Here is a 26113-nt window from a genome sequence, read left to right as displayed (position 1 = left end):
ACCCGCCTCCGCCGGGCAGCCTCCCGGCCCCTACTTGGACCGGGCCCCGGCCGCGGACTGAGACCCGTGATGCGCCAGGGCCAGATGCGGGTCGGGTGCGCCCGGCGCCGGTGCCGGATCGGCGTGGACCAGGGCCGCCGTCAGTCTCGGTACCGCGTGCAGCAGGGCGTGCTCGGCGTCGACGGCCACCTGGTGCGCCTCTCGTACGGTCAGCTCCCCGTCCACGACGACGGCGACCTCGGCGCGCAGCCGGTGGCCGATCCAGCGCAGCCGCAGCTCGCCCACCGCTCGTACGCCCGGCACCTCTTCCAGCGCGTTCTCGGCGGCATCGACCAGGGCCGGGTCGACGGCGTCCATGATCCGGCGGAACACCTCGCGGCACGCGTCGCGCAGGACCAGGAGTATCGCGGCGGTGATGACCAGGCCCACGAGGGGGTCGGCGAGCTGCCAACCAATGGCCGCGCCGCCCGCTCCCAGCAGCACCGCGAGGGAGGTGAATCCGTCGGTGCGGGCATGCAGCCCGTCGGCCACCAGGGCGGCCGAGCCGATCTCACGTCCGACGCGGATGCGGTAGCGGGCCACCCACTCGTTGCCGATGAAGCCGATCACGGCGGCTGCGGCGACGGCGGGCAGATAACTGATCTCCCGCGGGTTCAGCAGCCGGTCGATCGCGGTCCAGGCGGCGAAGGCGGCCGAGGCCGCGATGGTCAGCACGATGACGATGCCGGCCAGGTCCTCGGCACGCCCGTAGCCGTAGGTGAAACGCCGGTTGGCGGCGCGGCGGCCGAGTATGAAGGCGACGCCGAGCGGCAGCGCGGTCAGGGCGTCGGCGGCGTTGTGGACGGTGTCGCCCAGCAGCGCCACCGAACCGGACAGCACCACGACGACCGCCTGCGCCGCCGCCGTCACTCCGAGCACGGCCAGCGAGGTCCACAGCGCCCGCATGCCCTTGGTCGAAGACTCCAGCGCGCGGTCGACCTTGTCGGCGGACTCGTGCGAGTGCGGCTTGATCAGATGCCCGGCCTGGTGCCGCCACCGCGCCCAACGGCGCTTGCCATGCTTCTGTCCCTGGCCGTGGTCGTGGGGGTGCTCGTGCGGGTGGGTGTGTCCGTGCTGCTCGCTCACGAAACCGGCCTTCCGACGCGGGGGCAGAGGTGGACACGAGGGTGTGCCCTCCACCATTATGTGCGTATGAGCGCACGCATGCACCTATCACCTGCGCACGGTTCGCACCCGCAAGAGCCGGGCGGCGAGCAGTTCGCGCATGCGGCCCACGTCCTCGGCCTTCTCGCCGATCGCACCCGCCTGGCGCTGCTGCATACCCTGGGCAAAGGTGCGGCGGATGTCACGACGCTCACGGCCGCCTGCGACGTCGCCCGACCGGCGGTCAGCCAGCACCTGGCCAAGCTGCGGCTGGCCGGGCTGGTGACGGTACGCAGGGAAGGGCGGCGCATGATCTACGAGCTCCCCGACGGGCATCTGCGCCGGGTCGTCGAGGAGGCTCTGAGCCTGGCCGACCACCGCCTCAACGGCACGGACCCGCACGACTGACCCTGCGGCGTCCAGGTCGGGGTCGCGGTGCGATCCCGTCCATCAGGGTGGCGACGAGGTCGCGAAGGTCGTCATCACCGTGTGACCGACCGCTGAGGCGGCCGGCGTACGGGGCTCCCTCGCAGCCGTCTCGGCTGCGGAAACCGGGTGGGACGCTCACCGGCCGAGGGCGGGCCGCGTTCGGTGCCGTTCGGTCCCATGCCGCGACGGTGCGGCCGTGCCGGCGACTGTCCGAGGCAGGTACGGCGGGGTTCCGGCACTGGCATCGGATGCCACGTCGTGGGCCTTCGTGGATTTGCCCGTTCGCCGGGAACTCACCGGCCTCCCGCTCCGACTCCTCTCGGGAAACGAGCAGGAGGCGGGATGGAAGGTCTGGATGTGCGGATGCGTGAGGTCGCCTGCCGGCACGGTCGCGTCGAGGCCGTACGCGGTGTGGACCTCGACATCGAGGCGGGCGGGCGGGTGGCGCTGACCGGCACCAACGGGTCGGGCAAGACCACGCTGATCCGTGCCGTGATGGGCCTGCACCGCCAGGCCGGCGGACAGATCCTGGTCGGTGGCCGGGGCACTGGGACCACGGCCGAGTGGGCGTGGCGGCGCCGGGCGTGTGCCTGGGTTCCGCAGAAGCCCGCGGTGGGCCGTTTCCCGCTGCTCGCGCGCGAGTTGCTGGCGAGCAGCGGGGCGGCCGGTCAAGCCGAGGAGGCGGCGGAGAAGCTGGGGGTCGGGTCACTGACCGGCCGCCCGCTGCACACACTGTCGGGGGGCCAGTTGCAGCGCATGTATCTGGCCCGAGCGGTCGGCTGTGTCGCCGCCGGGGCGGGGGTACTGCTGGCCGACGAGCCCACCGCCGCCCTTGACTTCGCCGGGCAGGAGGAGGCCGCCGACGTCCTGCTGTCCCTGCCGGTGACCGTCGTGGTCGTCACTCACGACCGGGCGCTGGCCGACCGCTGTGACCGGGTGCTGGAGATGGCCGCCGGGCGGCTGCGGGAGGTCCGGTGAACAGCCTTGCCGCCGCCGACCTCGGGCAGCTCCTTCAGCTCATACCGGTCCAGCGGGCCGGTGCCGCCCTGCTGTTGGCCGCGATCGGCCTTCCCGTGATCGGCGTTGTGATCGTCGGGCTCGACATCATGCCGGTGCGGTTCGCGATGATGCACGTCGCGCTGCTGGGCATCGCGGTCGGGCTGCTGACCGGGCTCGATCCTATGCTGTGTGCGCTTCTCGGCTGCGCTCTCGCGGGCGCCGGGGTCGCGCCGCTCGCCCGGACACCGGATGGCCTGTCGGGTGCGATGGGTCTGCTGATGAGTCTGGCGATCGCCGCGGCGCTGCTGGTGCTGTCGGTGTCCGGGGTCAACGCGCAGGGCGCGTTCGCGCTGCTGTGGGGCTCGATCCTGTCGGTGGGCACGGCCGATCTGTGGCTGCTCGGGGCGCTCGCCGTTGTCGTACCGGCGCTGTTCTGGTGGCGCCGCCGTGACCTGGCGCTCCTGCTCTACGACCGCGAACTCGCCCTCTCCTCCGGGGTGCGCGTCGACCTGCTCACTCTCCTGCTCCTCGTGCTCGTCGCGGTGTCCGTCGCCGGGGCGATCAAGCTGACCGGCGCGCTGCTCGTCGACGCGCTGACCTTGTTGCCCGCGCTGGCCGCGCGGCGGTTGGGCACCTCCTTGAAGTCCATCACCGTCTGGGCGGTGGGCATCGGCGTCGTCGTGAACCTCACCGGGTTCCTGGTCGCGCTGAAGCTCGACTGGCCGCCCGGGCCCGTGCTCGTTCTGACGGCCGGAGCTGTGGTCCTGGCCGTCCATCTCATCCCCGAACGGAGAATCAGCTCATGGCGCGCATCCGCGTCCGCATCGTCCGCGTCCGCATCGTCCGTGTCCCTTCCGTCCTCGCACTGAGCCTGAGTGCCGTGCTCGCGCTGACCGTCACCGCGTGCGGCTCCGACAAGGCCGACAGCGCTGACACAAGCGGGAAGAAGAACGACGGTGCTCCCGTCGTCGTGGCCACCACCACCTGGGAGGGTGCCTTCGCCAAGGCCGCCGGTGCCAAGGACGTGAAGGTCATCGTCCCGTCGTCCGCGCAGCACGCTCCGGACTACGACCCCAAGCCGTCCGACCTCGCGGCGGTCGCGGGCGCCGACTTCGTGCTCTACGCCCCCTTCGAGCCGTACGCGGCGCAGATCAAGGAGGCCGCCGGGTCGGACGCGAAGCTGGTCGAGGTCAACCTCGACAACGACGCCGACAAAGCGAGCGCCGAAGTCACGCGCCTGGGCAAGCTGTTCGGGACTGCGGACGCAGCCGCGCAGTGGGACACGTCCTTCAAGAGCGAGTACGGCACGCTGCAGAAGGAGTTGAAGGACGCGTGGCCGGACGGCAAGGCCCCGGCGGTCGTCGCCCAGGTCTTCTCCGTCTGGTCGGCGAAGATGGCGGGCGCGGAAGTGCGCGGCATGTACGGCCCTGAGGCCGTGACCGCCCAGCAGTTGTCCGACCTGGCGAAGAAGAAGCCCGCGTACGTCTTCGAGAACGTGCACATGACGACGGGTGAGGTGCTGCCCGACTCGGGGGCGCAGCAGATGGAGATCGTCAACTATCCGGGCAAAGACCTGGACCTGATGGCTGTCTACCGGAATGCCGGAGAGACGATCAAAAAGGCGATGACCTCTTCCTGAGGTGCTCTTCCTGATGTGAGTGCGGGGCCGCCCGGAGATCCCGGGCGGCCCGTTCCCGTATGGTCAGACGGCCTGCGCGACGGCCTGCGCGACGGATTCCGGCATCCGTGCGGAGCACCGCTCCCGCAGCAGCGCCCGGTCCGGCTTGCCCGCCGGGGTCAGCGGCAGTTCCGTGACGACCAGCAGACGCTCCGGGTGCTTGCGCCGCTCCAGGCCGCGCGCGTCCAGATGGGCGGACAGTTCCTCCAGGGCGGGGGCCTGACCACGCGGCACGACGCAGGCCGCGAGCCGTTCGCCCATCAGCGGATCCGGCACGCCGACGCACACCACGTCCCGTACGAGGGGGTGCGCGGCGAGCTCGATCTCCACCTCGGCCGGGCTGATGTTGGCCCCGCCCCGGATGACGACGTCCTTCAGACGGCCGACGATCCGCAGGTTTCCGTCGTCCTCGATGAGGCCGAGGTCGCCGGTGCGTACCCAGCCGTCGGCAGTGCGGTAACGGGCGTCGAGATCGGGGGCGGCGACGTAGCAGAGCGGGGTCATCGGGCCGCGGGCGACGATCTCGCCGATGGAGCCCTGCGGTGCCTCTTCCAGTTCGGGTGTGCCCGGGACGGCTATGCGTATGTCGGCGACACGCGGGTCAGGATGGCCCGCGAGGACGCCGGGCCCTTCCCCGCGCAGGGGCTCGTCGGACAGTCCGGTATGGCAGTTGACGCCGTCGGCCGAGCCGTAGAGGTTCACGACAGGGCAGCCGAAGACCCGGCGGGCTTCCTCAGCCGTCGCCTCGTCCAGCGGTGAGCCGCCGACGATGACGGCTGTCGGGGGAGTGAACGACGGGTGGTGTCCCTCCGCGATCCGGTCCAGCATCATCCGGATCATGGTCGGTACGCCCAGGACGTGGGTGGGCTCGTGTGCGGCCAGCGCGTCCAGGGCGGCCTCAGGGGTGAAGTGGTCGAGCAGGACGAGCGTTCCGCCGTGCCGGGCGAGCGTGACGGCGGTGCCGTTGCTGCCGAACGCGGATGCCAGCGGTACGAGGAAGAGGCAGCGCGGCGGCTGCCCGTCGGGCATGAGGGAGGCGAGGAAGTTGCCGCGCCCGCCGGCCAGCGCGTTGTGTGAGTACGCCACCATCTTCGGCTCGGCCTCGGAGCCGGAGGAGACGAGGATACGGGCGGCCGAGCCGGGGTCGGGGCGGGCCGGGCCGAAGGACGCGGGGTCGGTGCGCAGGAGCGCGGAGAGGGCGACGGTTCCCTCCGGGGCATCGCGCCCGGCGGCGATCACGGTGTGCAGGGCGGGCAGCTCACCGGTCAGTGCGAGCAGGCCGGCGGCGTGGTGGTTGCCGTGGTGCTCGGTGGCGGCGATGACGGCGACCGCTTCTGATCTGCGTAGCAGCGAGGCCGCCTCGCTGCCGCCGCGGCCGACCGGGAAGGGCAGCGCGACCGCGCCCAGAGCGGCCAGGGCGAGGTCGGCGATGACGGCACTCCGTCCATTGGGGAGTTGTATGCCGACCACGTCACCGGCGCGTATGCCGAGCCCGGACAGCCCGGCGGCCAGACATCGCACCTTGCGGTCGAGGGCGGTGTAACAGAGTTTTCCCTTGGCGTCGATGACCGCGGTGCGGTGCAGGTCGGCGATCTGGTGGGCGCGGTAGAGGCTGTAGAGGTCGAGGTCGGGGCAGGTGCCGTCGACCACCCAGGAGCGGCGCAGGTCGGCGGGCAGCAGGTCGTGCAGGTCCACGGTCATACGAAGCTCCAGGGGGTGGGGACGGCGGGGGCGCCGTGTGCGTCGCGGCTGATCGGGCCGGAGGACAGAAGACCGGCGAGGTCGGTGACGACCGGGACGCCGGCCAGGCCGCGGTCGCGCAGCCGCTTCAGCGCCTGACCGGTGGACAGTTCGGCCACGTCGTACGGGAGCGCGGAGTGGTCCGCGAGGGCGATCCAGCCGTCGGCGGTGCGCAGCGGGCGACGGAACCCGGCAGGCCGGCGCGGGTCGAGCCCCTGTACGGCCCGGGCGCGGGCGGGTGCGGTGAGCACGTCGGCGGCGCCGAGCAGTGAGGAGTCGACGCGTACTCCGCTGCTGGAGCGTTCCCGCAGCAGCAGTGCCGCCGTGATCGCCTCGGCTCCGAGCAGTCCGCCGAGGACGTCGAGCAGTGTCATCAGGGACGGCGCGGGCGGTTCGTCGGCGGGCCGCACGGCCTCGCCCACCCCGGTACGGGCCTGCACCATGAAGTCGGTGCCCATCGGGGCGTCGGGCAGCCGGTCCGCCCAGCCGCTGGTGTACGCGTAGACCAGCGCGGGGCTGGCCGCGGCCAGGTGCTCGTGGTCGAGGCCGAGCTGGGCGGCTTTGCCCGGCGCCCAGTTGTGCAGGAAGACATCGGCGTCGGCGGCCATCTCCCGCAACCGCTCCCGGTCCGCAGCGGACTTGATGTCCACCTCGACGGCCTTCTTGCCCCGGTTCAGCGCGAGCCACCGCGCGGAGATCCCCGAACAGGCGGGTGGCATACCGCGCAACGGATCGCCGCCCGGCGGCTCGATCCGGATGACCTCCGCGCCCAGCAGGCCAAGGAGATGGGCGGTGAGCGGGGCCTGGATGCGGCGGCCGGCTTCGAGGACGGTGAATCCGGCGAGGGGCAGGCCGTCGGTGGCTCTTGTGGGGGAGTACGTGGTGTGGTGCGGGGTGTGGTGCGGGGTCAGCTCCCAGGGCGCCGACCCGTCGTACTCGGCCGCCCGCTCGGCCAGCGACCGCAGCGGGCACACATCGGCGCCGGATGAGTCGGCGGCGTGCCGGATCCGCTCCCAGGAACTCGCCCGCGCCGCTTCGTCCAGCGCCTGCGGGAAGGGCGCGCAGGCCGTGGCGTACCGGAACTGGAAGGGCCGCCACCCCCGGCGTATCGCCTCCTGGGGGGCATCGAGGGCGCGCCAGAACGCCGCCCACACCCCCGGGTCGAGTGTCTCCAGCTCGAAGACGGTACCGTCGGCCGACGTGAACGGCGGTCCGCCCGGGGCCAGTTCGGCGGCCTCGCCCTCCTCGGCCCCGGCGGCGGCCAGGTACTGGGAGACGGCGAGCAGACCGGCTCGCTCGGCGCTCACCTCGACCTGCGCGATGTGCCCGCCTCCGCGTGCCCGCGCCAGCAGCGCGGCCAGCAGGCCCTGCACGGCGAGGACGCCGGTGACGGTGGCGGCGTAGTCGACGGCGAGGCCGCGGGGAGAGCCGTCGCGGCGGCCGTGCACCGCCATGATGCCGGTCGCCGCCTGCGTGGTGGCTTCGTCGGTCGCGGCCTCACCCCAGGTGGTGCGGGCGGTGACCTCGCCGACGTCGCGTCCGGTGAGGGTGAACCGGCCTCCCGAGCCGCCGACGGTCTCGGCGCCGAGCAGCCGCAGATGCTCCGCGACGAGCGCTTCCGCCGGACCTGGCGGACCAGAACCCTCCAGACGCAGTCCTTCGAGTGGTCCGGTCGTCTGCGCGATGGCCGGTGTGGCTGGAGTCGCCATGCCTCTCCTTTCCTGACGCGCGGGAACCCGGAGGCCCTCGCCCCCGACCTGTTCCACGGAAGAGGGAGTCGGACGGCCTGTGCCCCGGGTTCCCGTGACCCCCGAACAAAGTGAGGGAAATCCGCATGGAGGAGATCACCGGCGCGCCCCATTGCCCGGCGGAAACAGCGGAGTTGAGGGATCGCGTCGCGGCCTTCGTGAGCGACCGGGTGATGCCCCATGAGTCTGTGCTGGACGCCGGCGGACCGCAGGCCGCCGCCATCCTCCGTGGCCTGCGACAGGAAGCGAAGGCCGAGGGGCTGTGGGCGCTGCCGCTTCCCGCCGAGCTCGGCGGCCAGGGGCTGCCGCTGCGCTCGTACGCCCATGTCGCCGAGGCCGAGGGCGCCAGCGACCACGGACCGGCCGCTCTCGGTTCGGCGACCCTGCTCGACGCGCTGATGCTGTGGCGGCACGGCAGCCCCGGCGTCCGTGACCGGTACGCCGAGCGCCTGGTGGCCGGGGAGGTACGGGCCTGCTACGCGATGACCGAGCCCGAGGTGCCGGGCACCGACCCCTTCCTCACCGCCACCCGCGCCGCGCCGGGGGAGGACGGAATCTGGCGGGTGAGCGGGCGGAAGTGGTTCACCAGCGGGGCGGCCGACGCCGACCTCGTCACGGTCCTGGCCCGCACGGACGGCGAACCGCCGGACCGTGAAGGGCTGTCGCTGCTTCTGGTGCGGACTCGCTCACCCGGCTTCCGTGTGATCCGGGAACTGCCGGTCCTCGGCGCGGGCGGACAGTACGAGATCGAACTGGACGACGTGGCCGTGGACCACGACCACCTCATCGGCGAGCGCGGCAAGGCGCTGGCCGTCGCGGGCGAACGGTTCCAGCTCGGCCGCACGCTGCGCTGCCTGCGCTGGCTGGGGCAGGCACGGCGGGCCTTCGACCTGATGCGCGAGCGCGCGGTGACCCGTACCCGCTCCCGCGGTCCGCTCGGCGACCTCCAGCTCGTCCAGCGGCATGTCTTCGAGTCGCTGCTCGCCCTGCGGACGACCCGTCCGCTCGTGTACGAAGCGGTGGCCCGCCTGGACGCGGGGCTCGACGCTCATGTGGAGGTGGGCCTGGCCAAGGTGGCCGCCGCCCGAACCCTCCAGCAGGTGGCCGACGCGGCGATCCAGGTGCACGGCGCGGCCGGGCTCGGCCCGGACACCGCGCTGCCCGCGCTGTTCCGCACGGGCAGGGCGGCCCGGATCCTGGACGGCCCGGACGAGCTGCACATCACGTCGGTCGCGCGCCGGGTCCTGCGTACCTAGGGCGGGCCCTGCGGCGTATGGTGCGTGGGACTTCTCAAACACTCCCTAGGCTTCGTGGGGGTCTACGAGGCCGGTGAGCGCGGCGAGCGCGTACGCGAGGAAGAAGTCGCCCCAGACCAGCTCGTGGTGGGTCGCCGTGCCGGAGGCGAGGTCGTAGCAGCCGTTCAGGAGCCGGCCATCGTCCGTGACATGGGTGTGGACCAGATCGTCGAGCAGAACCATGGCGTCCTCACGGTGGCCGAGCTTGAGCAGGGCCACCGCGGTGATGGCGGCGGCGGAGGTGTCGAGAGGACCTGCGGGGTGTGCCGCGTCGGCCGGTGGAACAGCGTCCTCCGGGACCAAGCGCCGTATGGCGTTCGCGGGATCGTCTGCGCCGAGACGGTGTACGGCGTCGGCGACAGCCAGCAGCAGCCAGGCCCGTCCTCGGCTCCAGCCGGGCGGTGGATCGTCGCAGGGGACCCAGCCAACGGGCTCCTCGTACCGCCAGGACCAGCAGAAGGAGTCCTCGCGGAGGCAGAGTTCAAGGTGCCGGCGCAGATGGGACTCGGCCGCCCGGGGGTCGATCGAAGCCAGCAGCGGCACCATGCCGGGCACGCCGTCCACGCGGGCCAGCAGACGGGGCCCGCCGAACGCCGAACCCCAGGGGACCAGGCCGAGTCGCGGGTCGTACGCACCCTGGCAGGCGTGAGCCGCGCGGTCCCGCAGCGCGGCAGCCTCGGGAGTGTCGGCGAGCGCGGTGCCGTACCAGAGGATCAGTCCACGCGTGGCTGTGTCGGCGTCCACCCAGTCCGTGAGCCGACCGGTCAACCGCACCGCGGCCTCGCGGTCGGTCCCCTGATCCGTATGCCGGGCGCGCAGCCACAACAGCCCCGCCCAGAAGCCGCCGGTCCACGAGCCCCGCCCGGTCGTCGTCCACCGGCCGCTGCCGGGGTCCGCGAACAGCGGGAAGCGGTCGCCGGCTTCGGCCGCGGTGACGGACACCCGGCCGAGGACGGACTCCAGGGCGGGGGCGACCCAGTCGGGAACGCCCGGGGTGGTATCCATGCGGCCCATGGACGCAGGCGGTGTACTCATCGCGGTGTGCCCGATCGCCGCTCGCGCACCGCCCACACCAGCGCCACCACGCTCGCGCCTGCGAACTCTGCCGCGACCAGCAGCCACCCCGTCCCGTACTGTCCGGCCGCGGCCAGCAGTCCGAACAGCGGCGGGCCGATCGCGAACCCGGTGAAGAATCCGGCCGAGACCAGAGCCGAGTCCTGCCCGGTCCGGCCGGCCGCCGCACGCTGCATGACCAGCACCATCGAGACCGCGTTCGCGGCCACGGCGAAGACGCCGAGGGCCACCGCCGCGACCCACGCCAGCGGACGCGCGTGCGCCGAGGCCGCGAGGAGGAGAGCGGCCCCGACCGCGCCGGCGGCCAGGCCGCCCGGCAGCCACACGGCTCGGCCCGGCGCTCCCGCGACCTTGGACCAGCCCAGGCGCCCCGCGATCCCCGCGATGCCCAGCACCGCCACCAGCGCACCGGCCGCCGTCGGTCCGAGCCCGAGCCCCCGCACGCCGTACAGCGCCAGATACGTGTTCACCGACGCGATGCCGCAGCCCAGCAGCAGCGAGAAGACAGCCAGCCACGCGATCGCACCCCGCGGAACCCATGAGGCTGCCCACGAGGCAGCACACGAGGCCGACGCGGATTTCGGCGGCGGGTGGTCGGCGGGCAGCGCACGGGCCGCCCAGACCGCCGCCACCACGGCCGCCGCGGCGGCCGTCCACACCGCGCCCCGCCACCCGGCGACCCCGGCCAGCGCGGCGAGAGGCAGCCCGGCGGCGAACGCGCCCAGCTGCACGCCCGACTGCTTCATCCCGGTCACCGAACCGCGCCGCTCGGCGGGCACGTTGGCCACGATCGCCTTGTTCGTGGCCGGGTTGGCCAGCGCCTGCGGCAGCCCGCCCAGGGCGACCGCCGCCAGCAGGAACCCGGCACCCGGTGCCGACCCGATCAGCGCCAGCGCCACCGCCGACACCAGCAGCAGCGCGACCAGACAGCGGCGCGGACCGATCCGGTCCACCATGCGTCCGCCGACGGGCGAGAGCGCGGCTGCCGCCCCGAAGCCGACGGTGGTGGTCAGGCCCAGCACGGTCGGTGACACATCGAGGTCGTCCACGAGTCGCGGTCCGAGGGCGCCGAGCAGGAACAGCTGCATCATCGAGAAGGCCATGGCGCAGGTCAGCAGGGCGGTCATGGCCGTGGCCGCCCCCTCAGGGCGGCGCTCGGCCGCGGTACGGATCTCACTCTGCTCCGCCACCACCGGCACCCCTCCTCCTCCGCCCCGGACCTCCCCGGGTCTTCGGCAGGAGTCGGCCTGAACGACCAGCGAGTTCCCAGCCATTGCTGTGGCGTGTATCACAACTGCTGGATTGGGTGGGGTGCCAGGGCAATTCCCGTACTCTCCGGTGATCCGCGAGATCTGGATGCGAGGATGGGCCGCCATGACTGCTGGGTGGTGTTCTCGCACGGTACGGGCCGCGGTGTTCGCGGCCGTCTGTGTGCTGCTCGCCTCCCTGGGCCACGTCATGATGTCGGGGACCGCGGTGCCCTGGTGGGCCATGGCCGCGGCTGCGGCGGCGACGGGCGGCACGGCCTGGCGGCTGGCCGGCCGGGAGCGCGGGCCGGTCCTGGTCGGCTCCGTCGTGGTGGCCGCCCAGGCGGTACTCCACGCGTCGTTCTCGCTCGCTCAGGCGGTCGTACATCCCGAACCGTCCGGCGGCAGGTCGCTCGGCCGCCAGTGGCTGGGCCACCTGTTGGGCGGTTCGCCCCCGGGACCGGGCGCGCGGCATGACGACATGTCGACGTCCATGGGCTCCATGGACCACGGAATGGGCGCCACGCACTCCATGGGGTCGATGGACCACATGGGGGCCGCGACTTCCCTGGACCATGGCATGGGCGGCATGTCCTCGACCGGCATGCTGGCCGCCCACTTGCTGGCCGCACTGCTGTGCGGCCTGTGGCTCGCGCACGGCGAGCGCGCCGCGTTTCGCATCCTGGGTTCCCTCGCCGGCCGGCTCGTCGCGCCGCTGCGCCTGCTGCTGCGGCTGTCCGCGCCGCCGCACCGCCCACGCGTCCGTGCCCGCCGAGCGGCGGCGGACCGGGTGCCGCGCCGGCTCCTCCTCACTTACGCGATCACTTCTCGGGGTCCGCCCGACGGGGTTGCTGTCGCCTGACGACAGCTGATTCCCCGAGGCCGTTCGTCCAGCTGCCGAGCCTTCGGCACCCCGCCTCGGGGTACCGGCCGCGCACTCCCGTGCCCGGCCGTCCACCCCATTACCGGTACCGCTGTGCCGCGCCCGCTCTTCCGCGCGCGCCGGCCCGGACACCGGATTCTTGATTCCCGAGAAGGACAGACACCAGGTGATCACTCCTGCCCTGCTTCCGTCACGCGAACAGTCGAGAGAAGAGTCGATAACCGCCTGGGCACTCGCCGCCCGCGGTGGCGACCCCGACGCCGTAGAACACTTCGTACGTGCCCTGCACCGAGACGTCCGCCACTACGTGACATTCCTCGGCGCCGACCCACAAAGTGCCGATGACCTGACCCAGGACACCTTCCTACGGGCCCTGGGCAGCCTGCACCGGTTCGAAGGCCGCTCCTCGGCCCGCACCTGGCTGCTGTCCATCGCCCGCCGCGCGGTGATCGACAGCATCCGCTACAACTCCTCCCGGCCCCGCCTGTCGGACACGGACGACTGGGAGGCGGCCGCCGAACGAACCCAGCCGCGCGACCTGCCCGGCTTCGAGGACGGCATCGCCCTGGCCGAACTGCTGGACACGCTCCCGGACGACCGACGGGAGGCTTTTGTCCTTACCCAGATGGTGGGCCTTCCCTACGCGGAGGCCGCCGTCGTCAGCGGCTGCCCCATCGGTACGGTGCGCTCACGGGTCGCCCGCGCCCGCACCTCGCTGATCGAGTGGCTGGACGACACCGAAGGTCCCCGGCCGGCAGCCGTGGCAGCTGCCTGATGACCGTACGTTTCCGCCGCCCGGCTCGTGGTCCGGGCGGCGCCCGGGCACTCGCTCCCACCAGCCGTGGCCACACCGTCTCGGGGCCGAAGCTCACCGTACGGCAGTTGTCCGATGCCAAATCGCTGGTCTTCAAAACCCCGCAGACCTACAGCGACAGCCATCTGACCGGCGAAGGCGGGTGAACCCGGGACGCGGTGGCGGCGGCCTACGCGGACGAGATCGAAGCGCTCTACGGCGAGTGATGGTAGACCTGGTGATCTCGTGACGGTCCGGTCGGCGGCCGTTGCCGCCCTTCACCGTCCCGAGGCACCCATGGATACCCGTACTCGACCCGCGCGCTGGCTGGTCCGCCGCCGCGAGCGCCCCGAAGCACCGCTGAACGTCTACGTCTTCGCGCACGCGGGCGGCTCCAGCGCCGAATACCTGTTGTGGACCGATGAACTGACGGAAATTCAGTTATGGGGCGTGCAGCTCCCCGGCCGCTCCGCGCGCCTCGCGGAGCCCGCGCACGCCGCGATCGGCCCCCTCGTCGCCGACCTGGTCTCCCAGTCCGCGTTCACCGGGCCCTACGTGTTGCTCGGCCACAGCTTCGGCGGCCTCCTGGCGTACGAGACGACGAGGGCGTTGCGCCGCGAGGGACGCGAACTGCCCGAGCACCTGATCCTGTCCTCCTGCCCCGCCCCGCACACCTTCGGCGCCGGCGGACCGGCCGGCTCGCTGCGCACCCTCTCCGACGAGGAACTGATCACGGCGGTCGAGGCGCGCTGGGGCCCGCTGCCAGAGCAGGTGCACGCGGACGCGCGGCTGCGCCGGCTGGTCCTCGGCCCGCTCCGCGCCGACATCAGCGTCTTCGAGACGTACGCCCACGAGCCCGAGCCCCCGCTGAGGGTCCCGGCGACCCTGCTGTGCGGCACCGGGGAGCAGGACCACCTCGTCGGCGAGAGCGCGGGCTGGGCCCGGCACCTGGACCGCATCACCCGCCGGCTCGCCCTGCCCGGCGGGCACTTCTACTTCCGCGAGGACCGCGCGCCCCTTCTCGACGTCATCCGCGAGGTGGCCGGGGAGGTCGGCGTCGGGCTGCGGCGCGCGACCGTCTGACGGACCCGCCGCACCGGCCTACCAGGCGTCCTCGTCCAGCGTCATGAGGACGCCGTCCTCGCGGTCGGCGATCTCCCGCTGGGCCGCGACCAGCGGGAGCACCTCCTGGGCGAAGAACACCGCCGTCGCCACCTTCCCCTGGCAGAAGGAGCGTTGGGCCCGCCGCGCCCCGGCCGCGGGGTCCGCCAGGCGCCGGGCCGCCACTCCCGCCTGCCGCAGCAGCAGCCAGGCCACCAGGACGTCACCCGCCGCCATCAGCAGCCGGGTTGTGCCGCGTCCCACCTGATGGATGGCCGAAGGGGTCCTCCAGGGACGTGAGGAGGTGCCCGCCGAGGCCGGTCGCCATCGCCTGGAGATGGCCCGCGGACCGGCCGAGCAGTGCGTGCGCGTCGGCGAGTTCGCGGCTCTTCGGCGCGTCCGCCGCGGTCTTCTCCACCTCGGCGATCAGGGCGGCGAGTGCCCCGCCCTGATCCCTGGCGATCTTGCGGAAGAAAAGGTCCATGCCCTGGATCGCGGTGGTGCCCTCGTACAGCGTGTCGATCCGGGTGTCGCGGATGTACTGCTCCAGCGGGAAGTCCTGTGTGTATCCCGCGCCGCCGAGTGTCTGCAGGGCGTGCCCCAGCGACACAAAGGGGCCCGGCCGGTCCTCGGACCCGGCCGGGCCCCTCACCGGCCCCTCGTCCCGGTCAGGCGAACGTCACCCGCGCCACGGGCACGAGCCGCCCCTCGTTGAGCAGGGCGCGGCAGCGGAACCGCTGGATCTTCCCGCTGGGCGTCTTCGGGAGCACCCCGCGCGCCAGGAACAGGCACTCCGCGAGCGCGACCCCGGATTTCTCCAGGGCCAGCGAGGCGGCCTCCTCGGCGATCGGCCGGAAGTCCTTCGGGTTGCCCTGGGGCTCCACCATCAGCACGAGCCGGGACATGCCCGAGTCGCCCGCGTCGACGACGGCGGCGCAGCCCTTGCGGACATTCTTCAGGGAGTCGACCGCCGACTCGATCTCGGAGGCGTAGACCTTCCGGCCGCCCACCGAGAGCATGTCGTCGGCCCGGCCGAGGATGTACAGCTCGTCGTCGCGCACGAAGCCGAGGTCGCCGGTGCGCAGCCGGCCGTCCTGGAATCGCGCGGCGGTGCGCCCGGGGTCCCCGTAGTAGCCGCCGGCCAGGCTCGGCGACGACACCAGGATCTCCGAGATGTCGCCGCCGCTCCCCGCCCGGACCGATACCCCGGGCAGCGTCACGCCGTTGGAGACCAGCCGGGCCGCCTTCGGATGGTCGGGCGTCACCTCGATCACCGAGCCCTCGACGAGCGCGGGACCGTCGAAGGCGAGCGCCTTGGGTGCCTGGGCCCACGGCTTCCCGGTCACCGCGAGCGTCGCCTCGGCCATGCCGTACGCGGGCTGGAACGCGGTGTCGGACAGACCGAACGGCCGGAACTTCTCCGTCGCCGCCGCCAGCGTGTCCCAGTCGACGCGCTCCGCCCCGATCACGGCCGCCCGCAGCTTCAGCTCCTTGGGCAGTGCCCCCCGGCCCTGTGCCCGTGCCGCGAGGTACACGGCGGTGCTCGTGCCCGCCGTCATCGTCGCCCCGTACTCCGACATGTCACGGAACCACGTACGCGGCGCTATCCCGAACCGGTCGGGCGACGACAGCACGAAGTCGAAGTCGTACGCCCACGAGTACAGCAGGCAGCCGAACATGCCCATGTCGTGCGAGAGCGGCAGCCAGGAGGCGACGGTGTCGGCGCCGGGGCGACCGCCCGTCAGGTGCAGGATGATCTGCAGCTGCTGCTCGATGGCGCGCGTGGTCAGCGCGCAGCCCTTGGGGGTGCTGGTGGACCCGGACGAGTACTGGATGAAGGCCACGTCGTCCCGGCCCGGCGGGCTCGGCTCGATGCGTCCCCCGCCGCGCAGCGCCGACCAGTCGCGGACCGGCAGCTCCTTGCTGAGCTCCGCGGGGACCATGGCGGTCAGCCGGTCGTCGACCAGGAGCAGCGTCGGGTCCAGCCGCGCCGAGAGTGCCACCAGCTGCTCGCCGTACGCCTCCTGGCTCTGGCCGCGGGTCGGCAGCGGCAGCGAGGCCACCGCGCCGCCGGCCAGCCAGATCGCCAGCAGGCCGCGGACCGTGTCGGGCGTATTGGTGAGGATGGCGGCGACCCGGGTGCCCGGCCCGATGCCGAGGGTGCGGAGCTCGGTGGCCATGCCGTGGGCGTCCCTGACGACGTCGCGCCAGGGGGTGTGCTCGAACTCCTCGCCTGTCCACTCGTGCAGCACGCCGTGCGAAGCCCCGTTGGTCAGGGCGTGGAATAACTCCATGTACGTGATCCCCGTCTGCTCGTCTGCTCGTCCGGTGGCCGCGCTATTCCACGTCCACCAGCGAGGCGTCGGCCTCACGGGCCTCGCGGCGGCGCTCCGCCATGGGCGCGATGTTCTGCTGGGTCTCCAGGAGTTCCCTCTTGTCCAGGGAGGCCGAGTTGACGCGGCTGACGCCCGCCTCGCGCATCTCCATGCGCTCGACGTCGATGCGCACGACCTTCCAGGCGAGGTGGGTCTTCTCCAGGCTCCAGATGAGGATCGCGGAGAGGTCGATCTCGTACCACTTCATGCCGTGGCGGGCGGAGCGCGGGAAGGCGTGGTGGTTGTTGTGCCAGGCCTCGCCGAAGGAGGGGATGGAGAGCCAGGCGACGTTGCGCGACTGGTCGGTGGTCTCGAAGCGGCGGCGGCCGAAGACGTGGCCGACGGAGTTGACCGCGTAGGTCATGTGGTTGATCAGGAAGATGCGGACCAGGCCGCCCCAGAGCATGCCGGTCAGGCCGGCCTGCCAGTCGCCGCCGGTGATGGCGTAGGCGATGAGGCCGGGCAGCACGACACTGGAGGCGATGACCAGCAGGAGGTTCTCGCTGAGCCAGCGCAGCGGCTTCTCGCGCACCAGGTCCGGGCAGTAGCGCATCGGGTCGGAGGTGAGGTTGACATCGAAGAGCCAGCCCAGGTGGGCGTGCCAGAGACCGGCCATCGTGCCCTTGAAGCCCGGCTCGAAGTCCAGGTGGGGGCTGTGCGGGTCACCGGGCTTGTCAGCGACGCGGTGGTGCTTGCGGTGGTGGGCCGCCCAGATCAGCGGCGGGCCCTGGCCGGCCATCGCCCCGGCGGTGGCCAGGGCGACGCGGATGGGCTTGTACGTCTCGAACGAGCGGTGGGTGAGCATCCGGTGGTAACCGGCCGAGATACCGAAGCCGGAGACCGCGTACATGATGACCAGGACCACCACGTCCGACCAGCCGAAGATCTCGTTCCACAGCAGGGCCATGGCGCCGAACACCGCGACCAGCGGTATCAGCGACGCCCCGAGGATGAACCAACGGTGCTTTCTGCCGTCCATATACCTGTGCCTTTCACTTACGGAAGTTTGGGAGTACCGACTGACGGTTGGGTGCGGGGGCCACTCCGCGCGCTGCGGAAGACGGGCAGCACCGCCGCGCGCAGCAAGGGAAAGAGCAGGGAACGCGGCGTGTGGCGGCCCGCGAGGTACTGGGCCTTGGCGATCGGCCCCGGGACCACCACGCGGCGCCCCTGCGCCAGGCCGCGCAAGCCCGCCTCGGCGACCCGCTCGGGCGTCAGCCAGGCCAGGAACTTCCGCTCCTGGAGCCGTGACATGCCGCCCACCGTGTAGAAGTTGGTGCGCACGGGGCCGGGGGCGAGCAGGGTGCAGCTCACCCCCGTGCCGCGCAGTTCGACGTGCAGCGACTCGGCGAAGGTGTTGGCGAACGCCTTGCTGGCCGAGTAGGTGGCCGCGGTCGGCACGGGCTGGCAGCCCGCGGTCGAGCCGGTGACCAGGATCCCGCCGCGCCGCCGGGCCAGCATGCCCGGCAGCAGCGCCTGCGTGAGCGCGTGCAGCGAGACGACGTTGACCTGGACCTCGGCGCTCTCCTTGGCGGGGTTGTTCTCGCTGAACGGTCCGCAGGTGGGAAAGCCCGCGTTGGCGCAGAGCACGGAGACCGGCTGCCCGGCCAGCTCCTCTTCGAGCGCCCGCCGCGCGGCCGGGTCCGCGAGGTCGCAGGTCCGCACGCGCACCGGCACGCCGTGCCGGTCGCACAGCTCCTTGGCGAGCAGTTCGAGGGCGTCGGTGGAGCGGGCGACGAGCCACAGCCCGTACCCCCGCGCGGCCAGGCCCCGGGCGAGGTGCTCGCCGATGCCGGAGGAGGCGCCGGTGACCACCGCCCAGTCGGCCGGGCCGCTCATGCCGCCACCCGCGCGGGCGCCGAGGGCGACGTGAGGTGTGCGGCGAGCCGGCCGGCCGCGGCACGGCCCGTCCGGGCGCACGCCTCGATGGACACGCCCTGGATGTAGTCGCCCGCGAGCTCCAGGCCCGCCACGCCCGCGACGCTCTCCCGAACCTCGGCGAGGAAGCCGGCGTGGTGCGGAAGGTAGCCGCTGTAGGCCGCCTTCCAGTGCTTGACCAGGAGGTTGACGCGCTCGGCGCGCGGCGCCCCCAGGTACTTCACCAGGCGCTCCTCGGTCTCACCGGTCAGCCGGTCGATGTTCTCCGGGCTGAGGTCGGTCAGGCGCCCCTCGCGCCCGCTGTAGGTGTAGCGGACGATGTGCCGTTCCTCCATGCCGTACGAACCGGCGTTGCTGCACGGCCCGTCGTCCATGGTGAGCGCGCGCACGTCGTGGCTGAAGACGGGCCGGTCGTACTCGACGAGCACCACGGTGGACGGGAAGTAGTTCACGTCCGACAGGCGCCGGGCGAGCGCGGGCCGCGCGGAGCGGACGATCTCGGCGGTCGCGTAGGCCGGGGTGGCCAGCACCACACCGTCGTAGTCGCTGGTCCGCGCGGGCGCCCCGCCCTCGAGGACGCGCAGTCCGGTGACCTTGCCGTCGCGGACCTCCAGGCCCTCCACGGTGGCGCCGAGCCGCACCGGGACCCGCTTGGCGAACGCGTCCAGGACCGGCTGGATGCCACCGGCCAGCTGATCGTAATGGTCCATCAGCATCGCCAGGTTGGTGCCGAACGTGCCGGGGTAGACCTCGTCGGGCTCGGCCCCGTTGTTGCGGATGACCATGGGCCGCACCAGCATGTCCGTCATCTCGCGCCCGAAGAACGAGCTGAGCGGGGCGTGGTCGTGGCGCCGCGAGACGCCGCTGAAGTAGCGTGAACCGAGGAAGCGGTTGCGCTCGTCGGCGCGGATCCGCGCCGCCATCGCCGCCATCCGCGCGAAGTCGCGGGCCGAGCCCATCCGCCGGATGTTCTTGAGGGTCTGGCCCCGCCGCTCGCTGTCGATGGTGAGGATCTCGCCGTCCTTGATGCGGGACGCGTTGTAACCGAAGGACTCGTACGCGTCCGCGCCGAGCTCCGAGGTGAACCAGCGGAACGTGTGGTAGCGGCGGCCGATGTTCTTCCCGCCCGTCATGACCTGCCGGTCGCCGAGCTTGTCGAGGCCGAAGCGGCCACCGAGGATCCCGGCCGCCTCGATGAGCTCGACGTCGTACCCGAGGAGGTCGAGGCGGAGCGCCGCGGTGAGGCCGGAGATGCCCGCCCCCACGACCGCCACGCGCCGCCGGTTTCCTGCGCTTTCACCTGCGTGTGCAACTGCCATGGATCAGACTCCGTGCGCTCGCGCGGTCGATTGGGGACGCGGGGCCGCGTCGGGAAGCAGGTCGATGCGGCCCTCGACGATCGGTTTGCCGAACTGCCGCAGGACCACGGCCACCGGGACGCGGCCGTCCGCGCCGGGGGCGCCGACCTTCGCCTCGTGGACCAGGTCGGCCTCGAACTCGGCGAAGTCCAGGAAGGCCGCCTCGCAGCCGACGGTGAGGGCGTGCGGGGTGGCCATCGCCCCGGCCCGGCAGGCCGCGGCCACGGCGGCCTGCCGCATGCCCTCCACCATCAGGGGGCCCGGCACGTGGTCGTACTCGTGGTCGAAGAAGGCGGGGTGGTACGGGTCGGCCGTCAGCAGGCAGCGGAACGCGCCGTCGTCGGGCCCGCCGTCCGTCCGCGCCTCCTGTCCCGGCAGGCCGATGACGACGTTCCGCGGGTTCTCGCGCCCCACCAGGCCGGCGTCGAGCCGCCGTGCCGGGGTCAGGCGGGCGTCGGCCACCGGCTTCCGCGCCCGCTGGAAGGCCCGGAAGATGTCGTAGTCCTCCTGCGACATGAAGGCGAGCACCGCGCTCAGGGTCATCGCCGGGCGCCCGCCGATCTCCATGACGCCTTCGAGGACCATGCTCACCACGTCGGAACCCTTGCCCTGGCGTTCCGCGACCCGGTAGTGCACGTAACCCTGGAGCGCCGACGTCCCGTCGTGGGCGTACGCCTGCGGGTCCGTCACCCGCAGCGTGATCCGCTGGAGGCTGAAGGGCAGCCCGACGGGCACCCCGACATGGCGGTGCAGCAGCACGAAGATGGACTGCCGCGCGGCCTCCGCGGACGCGAACGGGTCGTGGAAACCGGCCCGTTGGTCCGACCAGAGGCTGTGGGCGCGGGGGATCTGGAAGGAGAGGTAGAAGTCGTCGTCGGACCCCTGCGCGGAGTCGGCGACGAACACCTCGCCGATCTGCCTGCGGTGGGCGAGGGAGCGGGGCACCGTCTGCTCGAAGGTCAGCTCGACGCCTGGGGGCGGCAGTTGGCCGCGCGTGGCGGTGTACGGGATCGTGCTGGTCATTGGCTCAGCTCCGGTTCGGGCGTGTCCTGCTGTACGGGGCGCGGCGCCGGGCCGCTCTGGAAGACGGGCTTGCGCATCGCGTTCCTGCGCCGGATCTCGGTGGTCGCGAGCCGCCCCAGCTCGCCGAGCGTGGCGCGGCGTTGACCGGGGGCGCGCAGCAGGTGCCCGCCCGTGGCGCCGAGCACCCGCGCCGGGGTGAGGACCTCCAGGACGGAGGCCCGGTGGCTCAGCAGGTTCAGGACGCCGTCGACCTTGCCGCGCGCGTGCAGCCCGCGCACGACCCGAGGGACGATGCCCGCGATGGGCCCGGCCACGCCGAGGTCCGCGGCCAGGCCGTAGTACTCGGCGTACGTGCGGTCCCGCCAGCGGCCGAACTCCGCGACGGCGCGGTCGAGCAGGACACCCGACCCGATGGTGTCACCGACCGCGTCGGCGAGCCGTTCCGCCTGGTGGAAGGCGTCGCCGATGCCGCGCCCGCCCGCCGGGTCCTTGAAGTGCCCGGCGTCGCCGAGCAGCACCCAGCCGGCGCCCGCCGCCTCGCGGAAGTAGCCGGAGAAGCGCCGGATGCCGTAGACCCTGCTCGCCCTGGTGGCGCCCGAGAGAGCCTCGGCGATCGGCGCGCAGCGCATCGCGTGGGCGCGCACGGAGCCGTCGAGGTCGGCGCGGAAGCTCTCCCGCTCGTGCCGCTGCGGGGAGACGCCCACGATGTAGAGGCCGTTGTCGGCGGGGCCGCCCAGCATGTGCCGGTCGCCCCAGCGGTGGAAGACGAACGTCGACCGCGGACCGGTGTCCGCGCCCTCGAAGTACGTCCAGTAGTAGCTGCGTTCGCCGGGACTCACGTGGTACATGCGGGACCCGCACACCTCGGCGACCTTCGAGTTCCGTCCGTCCGCGCCGACCACCAGGCGGGCCCGCAGCCGCGTCTCGACGCCGCCCGACACCGCCCGGACCCCCGTGACGCGGCCGGCCTCACGGATCACCCCGGCGACCCGGGTGCCCAGCCGCACCTCGGCGCCGGACGCGCGGGCCGCGTCCACCAGTACCGGGTCGAGGACCTCGCGGCGGATGCACGCCGCGCCGCCCACGTCGCCGGACTCCTGCGGGAACGCGACCTGGCAGCGGAACTCCTCCAGGCGCATGTCGACGTGGCTCATCGTGGTGACCCCGGCCGCGCGCAGCCGCTCCATCACGCCGAGGCGGTTCAGGAACGCCAAAGAGTCGGCCTGGAGGATGTTCGAGGAGAGGGTCGAGCGGATCTTGGTGGCTTGGTCGAGCACGGCGACCCGCAGACCGCGGCGCGCGAGGAGCGCGCCCAGCGTGGCCCCGGCGCAGCGCGCGCCGACGACGATCACGTCGAACTCCCCGGTCCCGCCGGGGCGTTCTGCCGCACCGGGCCGGTCTTCCGCACCGAACCGGTCTGTCGCGTCGAACCGCTCGTTCTCGCCGGACTGCCCGGCCCGCTGGGGCGGCTCGCTCATGAGGCGCCGTTCCAGCGCACCGCCGCGGCGGCCGCGAAGTCACCGGCGTGCGCGAACCCCGACATCACCACGAGGTCGCCGTCGCGCAGGTGTCCGGCGCGGGCCGCCCGGTCGAGGGTGACGGGCACGGCGGCGCCGTACAGGTTCCCGTAGCGGTCGAAGGTGTCCAAGTGCCGTGCCTCGTCCAGTTTCAGGGCCTGGCGCCAGTTCTTCAGGAAGATCCGGTTCGGCTGGTTGGTGACGAGCACGTCGATGTCGGACGGCTGCTCCCCGAGGTCGGAGCAGAGCTTCCCGACGAGCTCGGGCACGAGGGTGTTGCCACGCTGGAGGATCTCCGCCGTCTTGTCGGCGTCGAAGCGGATGTCCATCTGGCCCTCGCCCGGCTCCCAGTACTCGCGCCCGTCCGGGGTCTTGATGCCGAGGTCCACGGAGTACGCGGGGATGCTGCGGGTCCGTACCCCGAGGAGCGGCGAGCCCGCGCCGGCCTCCAGGTAGGCCACGCCGCAGCCGTCGCCGGGGATCGGCGCGTGCGACAGCTTGCGCACCTCGGACTGGGCGAACATCTGGCCCGCGGTGTTCTGCACATTGGCGATCAGCGCGGTGCGTGCCGCTCCGTCGGCCATGATCTTCTGGGCCAGCGAGAGCATGTACGGGAACGAGGCGCAGCCGCCGTTGTGCAGGTCCACGATCCACTCGGGATCGATGCCGAGGGCATGCGAGGCCTGGGCGCCGACGCCCATGAACGGCTCGTCCGGCAGCAGCACGTTCGTCAGCAGCACGTCGACCTGGCCCGCGGGCTCCTTGCCGAGGCGCTCGAAGACCGGCCGGGCCGCCTTGGCGATCATGTCGGCGGCACGCTCGCCGGGGGCGACGTGGTGCCGGGTCGGGGGCACGCGGAACAGCGGGGTGTTGGCGAGCGGGTCCACCGGGGCGTTCTCGTCCAGGAAGAACTCGGGCCCCACCACGTTCTCGGGCAGATAGCTCCCGAAGTCGACTATGCCGACGGGCTGCATGACAGTTCCTTTCGATGCCATTCCTCGACGGTGCGTGCCGTGTGAGCGGCGTGCTCTTCGAGGAGCGAGAAGTGGTCGCCGGTGACGGGCGTGACGGTGTCCGCGGCCTGCCAGAGCCGCCAGGCCGCGCCGTCCGGCGCGTCGGGCCCCCGCTCGGCGGTCAGGAGCAGCGCGGGAGCCGTCAGCGGGTCGGCCGCCCAGTCGTCGAAAAGCCGCAGATAGCCGCCCATGGCCAGCACACCGTGGTCGTCGATGTCGGCGAGCGCGCCGTCCCGGGCGAGGATGCGGCCCATCGCCCAGGCGAACACCGCTTGCTGCTGGGCGGGTTCGGGCTCGTACGTGTCGATCAGCACGACCCCTTCGACGCGGTGCCCGGCGCGCTCCAGCGACGCGGCGGCGGCGTGCGCGAGGGCACCGCCGATGGAGTGCCCTGCGAGGACCAGCGGGGCACCGCCCGCGGTGTGCAGCGCGGCGGCGGCCAGGCTGTCGACCGCCGCCCGCCACGAGCCGGGCAGCAGCGGCGAGGTGCCGAGGCCGGGCAGGGTGAGCGCGTGCATCCGCGGCCGGTGGGTGAATCCGGCGGCGAACCGCGCGAACTGGTGCGGGCCCGACCCGGCCAGGAAGGACGGCACGCAGACCACGGCGGGCGTGGCGGGTCCGTCGGAGACCAGCACGGACTCCGGCGGGCCTGCGGGCCGTTCGGCCGTGGAGAAGGTGGGCCGGTCCGCGGCGGCCGACCGCAGCAGCGGTACGGCGTCACCGAGTCGCCCTCGCCGGTGCAGGTCCCTGAGCAGGTCGGCGGGGCCGCTCGGGGAGCTCGGGGCGAGCAGCGGCCGCAGGTGCTCCGCGAGGGCCGCCGGGGTGGGGTGGTCGACCAGGAGGGTGGCCGGAAGGTCGAGGCCGGTGACCGAGACCAGGCGCCGCTGGAAGCGGACGGCACCGAGCGAGTCGATGCCGAGCTCCAGCAGCGTCAGGTCCGGGTCGATCCGCGCGCCGTCCTCGTAACCGAGGACGAGGGCCACCTGGGTGCGGACCAGCCCGAGGACGTCCCGCCCCTGGTCCGCCCGCCCCTGGTCCGCCCGCTCCGGCTCCGCCCGGTCCGGCTGTTCCTGCGCGGCCGGGGCCGGAGCCGCCTGGTCCGCGGAGGGGCCGTGATCCGTGCCCCGTACGGTCTGCGGCACGTCGATCCAGTGGCGGCGCGGCTGGAAGGCGTACGTGGGAAGCGGCACCTGGCGAGCCGCGTCCCGGGGAAGGAGGGCCGCCGGGTCACCGCACGCGCCGTGCGTGTGCAGCTCGGCGAGCGCGGTCATGAGCGCGGCGGGCTCGGGCGCGCGCCCGTCGAGTGCGGGAGCGAGCACCGCGGACCCCGGGTCGCGCAGGCAGTGCCGGGCCATCGAGGTCAGCACACCGCTCGGCCCGAGCTCCAGGAACGCCGTCGCCCCCGCGCCCTCCAGGCGGCGTATCCCGTCGTGGAAGCGGACGGGGCGCTCGGCGTGGCGGACCCAGTAGTCGGGCGTGGCCAGGGCGGTCGCGTCGGCGAAGGTCCCCGTCACGTTGGAGATGATCGGCACGGTCGGCGCGTGGTAGCTCAAGCCGCCCGCGACGGCCGCGAGTTCGTCGAGCACCGGCCGCATCAGAGGCGAGTGGAAGGCATGGCTGACGCGCAGTCGGCGGGTGCGGCGGCCTTGCTCCTGCCACGGTCGCAGCCAGGTCGCGAGGGGGTCGGCGGCGCCGGACACGACGACCGAGCGGGGCCCGTTCACGGCGGCCACGGCCAGCCGGCCGTCGCCGCGCAGGCTCTCCAGGGCCTCGTCCTCCGTCGCCTCCACGGCGACCATCGCGCCGCCCTCCGGCAGGGCCTGCATGAGCCTGCCGCGCGCGGCGACCAGGGCGCTCGCGTCGGCCAGGGACAGCACCCCGGCGACATGCGCGGCGGACAGCTCGCCGATCGAGTGGCCCATGAGAAAGTCCGGCGTGAAGCCCCAGGACTCGACGAGACGGTAGAGGGCCACTTCCAGGGCGAACAGCGCCGGCTGCGTCCAGCCCGTGCGGTGCAGCAGCTCCGCCTCAGGGGTGCCGTCGGGGGCGTCCATCACCTGGCGCAGGGGCAGCTTCAGATGCCGGTCGAGCTCGGCGCGGGCCGCGTCCAGGGCGTCGGCGAACACCGGGTGGGCGGCGGCGAGTCCGCTGCCCATGCCGGCCTGCTGGGACCCCTGCCCGGAGAAGAGGAAGGCGGTCTTCCGTGCCCGCGCCGCCACTCCCAGGACGGCGTTGCCCGGCAGTTCCCCCGCGCCGAACGCTGCCAGCCCCGCGAGGAGTTCGGTGCGGGTGGTGCCGGTGAGGGTGGCTCGGTGGTTGAAGTGGGTGCGGGTGTGGGCGAGGGCGGCGCCGATCTGGGTGGGGGTGGCGTCCGGTTGTGTGGTGGTGAGGTGGGTGTGCAGGCGGCGGGCCTGGGCGCGCAGGGCGGTCGGCGTCTTGGCGGACAGCAGCCACGGCACCACCGGCAGGGCCGCCGGCTCTGGCCCCGCCCCGGCGTCGGGGGACACGTCGAGCGGTGCCTCCTCCACCACGACGTGCGCGTTGCTGCCGCTGATGCCGAACGAGGACACTCCGGCTCGGCGGATTCGTTGGCCGCGTGGCCATGGGGTGGTTTCGGTGAGTAGGGAGATGGCGCCGCTGGACCAGTTGGCTTTGGGTGTGGGCCGGTCGACGTGCAGGGTTGGGGGGAGTGTTTCGTGGTGCAGTGCCTGGATCATTTTGATGAGTCCGCCGACGCCGGCGGCGGCCTGGGTGTGTCCGATGTTGGATTTCAGGGAGCCCAGGCGCAGGGGTTGTTTGGTGGGGCGGTTTTGGCCGTA

Annotated in this window: 24 protein-coding genes; 9 read left to right on the top strand and 15 right to left on the bottom strand. The window is 72.9% G+C overall.

What is annotated here, in order from left to right:
- Nucleotides 1-30 precede the first annotated feature (30 nt).
- Nucleotides 31-1125 (bottom strand): cation diffusion facilitator family transporter, encoded by a 1095-nt coding sequence (locus ACIHCQ_RS12340; RefSeq protein WP_399660955.1) that lies wholly within the window; start codon nt 1123-1125, stop codon nt 31-33.
- A 66-nt stretch (nt 1126-1191) separates the two neighbouring features.
- On the opposite strand from ACIHCQ_RS12340, the gene ACIHCQ_RS12335 reads away from it, so the two are divergent.
- The 4 genes from ACIHCQ_RS12335 (at nt 1192) to ACIHCQ_RS12320 (ending at nt 4210) form a co-directional block, all read left to right on the top strand.
- Nucleotides 1192-1551: an ArsR/SmtB family transcription factor gene (locus tag ACIHCQ_RS12335; protein ID WP_399660953.1), complete on the top strand. Its 360-nt coding sequence runs from the start codon at nt 1192-1194 to the stop codon at nt 1549-1551.
- Nucleotides 1552-1914: 363 nt separating this feature from the next.
- Entirely contained in the window at nt 1915-2550 is a 636-nt protein-coding gene (locus ACIHCQ_RS12330; protein WP_399660951.1) for an ATP-binding cassette domain-containing protein, read from the top strand.
- Nucleotides 2547-3440 carry a metal ABC transporter permease gene (locus ACIHCQ_RS12325; protein ID WP_399660949.1) on the top strand — a complete coding sequence of 298 codons (894 nt, stop codon included), beginning with the start codon at nt 2547-2549 and terminating at the stop codon, nt 3438-3440. The genes ACIHCQ_RS12330 and ACIHCQ_RS12325 overlap by 4 nt, the downstream gene beginning before the upstream one ends.
- Nucleotides 3374-4210, top strand: coding sequence for an ABC transporter substrate-binding protein (locus ACIHCQ_RS12320; RefSeq protein WP_399660947.1), 837 nt, complete (start codon nt 3374-3376; stop codon nt 4208-4210). The genes ACIHCQ_RS12325 and ACIHCQ_RS12320 overlap by 67 nt, the downstream gene beginning before the upstream one ends.
- Before the next feature lie 63 nt (nt 4211-4273).
- On the opposite strand, the gene ACIHCQ_RS12315 is transcribed toward ACIHCQ_RS12320, so the two are convergent.
- Both ACIHCQ_RS12315 and ACIHCQ_RS12310 read right to left on the bottom strand, forming a co-directional pair.
- Complete coding sequence (locus ACIHCQ_RS12315) at nt 4274-5950, bottom strand: class I adenylate-forming enzyme family protein (RefSeq protein WP_399660945.1); 1677 nt, start codon at nt 5948-5950, stop codon at nt 4274-4276.
- A complete protein-coding gene (locus ACIHCQ_RS12310) occupies nt 5947-7698 on the bottom strand; it encodes a CoA transferase (RefSeq protein WP_399660943.1) in 1752 nt (583 codons plus the stop codon). Before ACIHCQ_RS12310 ends, ACIHCQ_RS12315 begins: the two co-directional genes overlap by 4 nt.
- Nucleotides 7699-7823: 125 nt before the next feature.
- Here ACIHCQ_RS12310 and ACIHCQ_RS12305 point away from each other — a divergent pair, with 125 nt between their 5' ends.
- On the top strand, nt 7824-8993 hold the full coding sequence (locus ACIHCQ_RS12305) for an acyl-CoA dehydrogenase family protein (protein ID WP_399660941.1): 1170 nt from the start codon (nt 7824-7826) through the stop codon (nt 8991-8993).
- A gap of 45 nt (nt 8994-9038) precedes the next feature.
- On the opposite strand, the gene ACIHCQ_RS12300 is transcribed toward ACIHCQ_RS12305, so the two are convergent.
- Both ACIHCQ_RS12300 and ACIHCQ_RS12295 read right to left on the bottom strand, forming a co-directional pair.
- Entirely contained in the window at nt 9039-10037 is a 999-nt protein-coding gene (locus ACIHCQ_RS12300) for a sugar ABC transporter permease (protein WP_399660939.1), read from the bottom strand.
- A 26-nt stretch (nt 10038-10063) separates the two neighbouring features.
- Nucleotides 10064-11209, bottom strand: a complete 1146-nt coding sequence (locus ACIHCQ_RS12295) for an MFS transporter (protein ID WP_399661439.1) — start codon at nt 11207-11209, stop codon at nt 10064-10066.
- Nucleotides 11210-11480: 271 nt separating this feature from the next.
- On the opposite strand from ACIHCQ_RS12295, the gene ACIHCQ_RS12290 reads away from it, so the two are divergent.
- The 4 genes from ACIHCQ_RS12290 to ACIHCQ_RS12275 all read left to right on the top strand — a co-directional run bounded on the left by ACIHCQ_RS12290 (nt 11481) and on the right by ACIHCQ_RS12275 (nt 14112).
- The gene (locus tag ACIHCQ_RS12290) at nt 11481-12215 is read left to right on the top strand and encodes a hypothetical protein (RefSeq protein WP_399660937.1); all 735 of its coding nucleotides are present in this window, start codon (nt 11481-11483) and stop codon (nt 12213-12215) included.
- A 187-nt stretch (nt 12216-12402) separates the two neighbouring features.
- Nucleotides 12403-13011, top strand: coding sequence for a sigma-70 family RNA polymerase sigma factor (locus tag ACIHCQ_RS12285; protein WP_399660935.1), 609 nt, complete (start codon nt 12403-12405; stop codon nt 13009-13011).
- Nucleotides 13011-13196, top strand: a complete 186-nt coding sequence (locus ACIHCQ_RS12280) for a hypothetical protein (RefSeq protein ID WP_399660933.1) — start codon at nt 13011-13013, stop codon at nt 13194-13196. Before ACIHCQ_RS12285 ends, ACIHCQ_RS12280 begins: the two co-directional genes overlap by 1 nt.
- 130 nt (nt 13197-13326) lie before the next feature.
- Nucleotides 13327-14112 (top strand): thioesterase II family protein, encoded by a 786-nt coding sequence (locus ACIHCQ_RS12275; protein ID WP_399660931.1) that lies wholly within the window; start codon nt 13327-13329, stop codon nt 14110-14112.
- Between the two features lie 18 nt (nt 14113-14130).
- Here ACIHCQ_RS12275 and ACIHCQ_RS12270 read toward each other — a convergent pair whose 3' ends face one another.
- The 10 genes from ACIHCQ_RS12270 to ACIHCQ_RS12225 form a co-directional block, all read right to left on the bottom strand.
- Nucleotides 14131-14394 (bottom strand): acyl-CoA dehydrogenase C-terminal domain-containing protein, encoded by a 264-nt coding sequence (locus ACIHCQ_RS12270; RefSeq protein WP_399660929.1) that lies wholly within the window; start codon nt 14392-14394, stop codon nt 14131-14133.
- The gene (locus ACIHCQ_RS12265) at nt 14354-14782 is read right to left on the bottom strand and encodes an acyl-CoA dehydrogenase family protein (protein WP_399660927.1); all 429 of its coding nucleotides are present in this window, start codon (nt 14780-14782) and stop codon (nt 14354-14356) included. The genes ACIHCQ_RS12270 and ACIHCQ_RS12265 overlap by 41 nt, the downstream gene beginning before the upstream one ends.
- 16 nt (nt 14783-14798) lie before the next feature.
- A complete protein-coding gene (locus ACIHCQ_RS12260) occupies nt 14799-16424 on the bottom strand; it encodes an AMP-binding protein (protein ID WP_399660925.1) in 1626 nt (541 codons plus the stop codon).
- A 43-nt stretch (nt 16425-16467) separates the two neighbouring features.
- A complete protein-coding gene (locus tag ACIHCQ_RS12255; protein WP_399660923.1) occupies nt 16468-17484 on the bottom strand; it encodes an acyl-CoA desaturase in 1017 nt (338 codons plus the stop codon).
- Between the two features lie 17 nt (nt 17485-17501).
- Nucleotides 17502-18344 carry an SDR family NAD(P)-dependent oxidoreductase gene (locus ACIHCQ_RS12250; protein ID WP_399660921.1) on the bottom strand — a complete coding sequence of 281 codons (843 nt, stop codon included), beginning with the start codon at nt 18342-18344 and terminating at the stop codon, nt 17502-17504.
- Nucleotides 18341-19702, bottom strand: coding sequence for an FAD-dependent oxidoreductase (locus ACIHCQ_RS12245; protein WP_399660919.1), 1362 nt, complete (start codon nt 19700-19702; stop codon nt 18341-18343). Before ACIHCQ_RS12245 ends, ACIHCQ_RS12250 begins: the two co-directional genes overlap by 4 nt.
- Nucleotides 19703-19705: 3 nt before the next feature.
- Nucleotides 19706-20764 carry an AfsA-related hotdog domain-containing protein gene (locus tag ACIHCQ_RS12240; protein WP_399660918.1) on the bottom strand — a complete coding sequence of 353 codons (1059 nt, stop codon included), beginning with the start codon at nt 20762-20764 and terminating at the stop codon, nt 19706-19708.
- Nucleotides 20761-22242 carry an NAD(P)/FAD-dependent oxidoreductase gene (locus ACIHCQ_RS12235; protein WP_399660916.1) on the bottom strand — a complete coding sequence of 494 codons (1482 nt, stop codon included), beginning with the start codon at nt 22240-22242 and terminating at the stop codon, nt 20761-20763. The genes ACIHCQ_RS12240 and ACIHCQ_RS12235 overlap by 4 nt, the downstream gene beginning before the upstream one ends.
- On the bottom strand, nt 22239-23255 hold the full coding sequence (locus ACIHCQ_RS12230) for a 3-oxoacyl-ACP synthase III family protein (protein ID WP_399660914.1): 1017 nt from the start codon (nt 23253-23255) through the stop codon (nt 22239-22241). Before ACIHCQ_RS12230 ends, ACIHCQ_RS12235 begins: the two co-directional genes overlap by 4 nt.
- Nucleotides 23237-26113: type I polyketide synthase (locus ACIHCQ_RS12225; RefSeq protein ID WP_399660912.1), on the bottom strand; the 2877-nt coding region annotated here is incomplete at its 5' end. The genes ACIHCQ_RS12225 and ACIHCQ_RS12230, both read right to left, overlap by 19 nt.

The organism is Streptomyces sp. NPDC052236 (assembly GCF_044548015.1).
Taxonomy (GTDB): domain Bacteria; phylum Actinomycetota; class Actinomycetes; order Streptomycetales; family Streptomycetaceae; genus Streptomyces.
The sequence above is the reverse complement of the archived record's forward strand: the minus strand, read 5'-3'. Positions and strand labels throughout refer to the sequence as shown.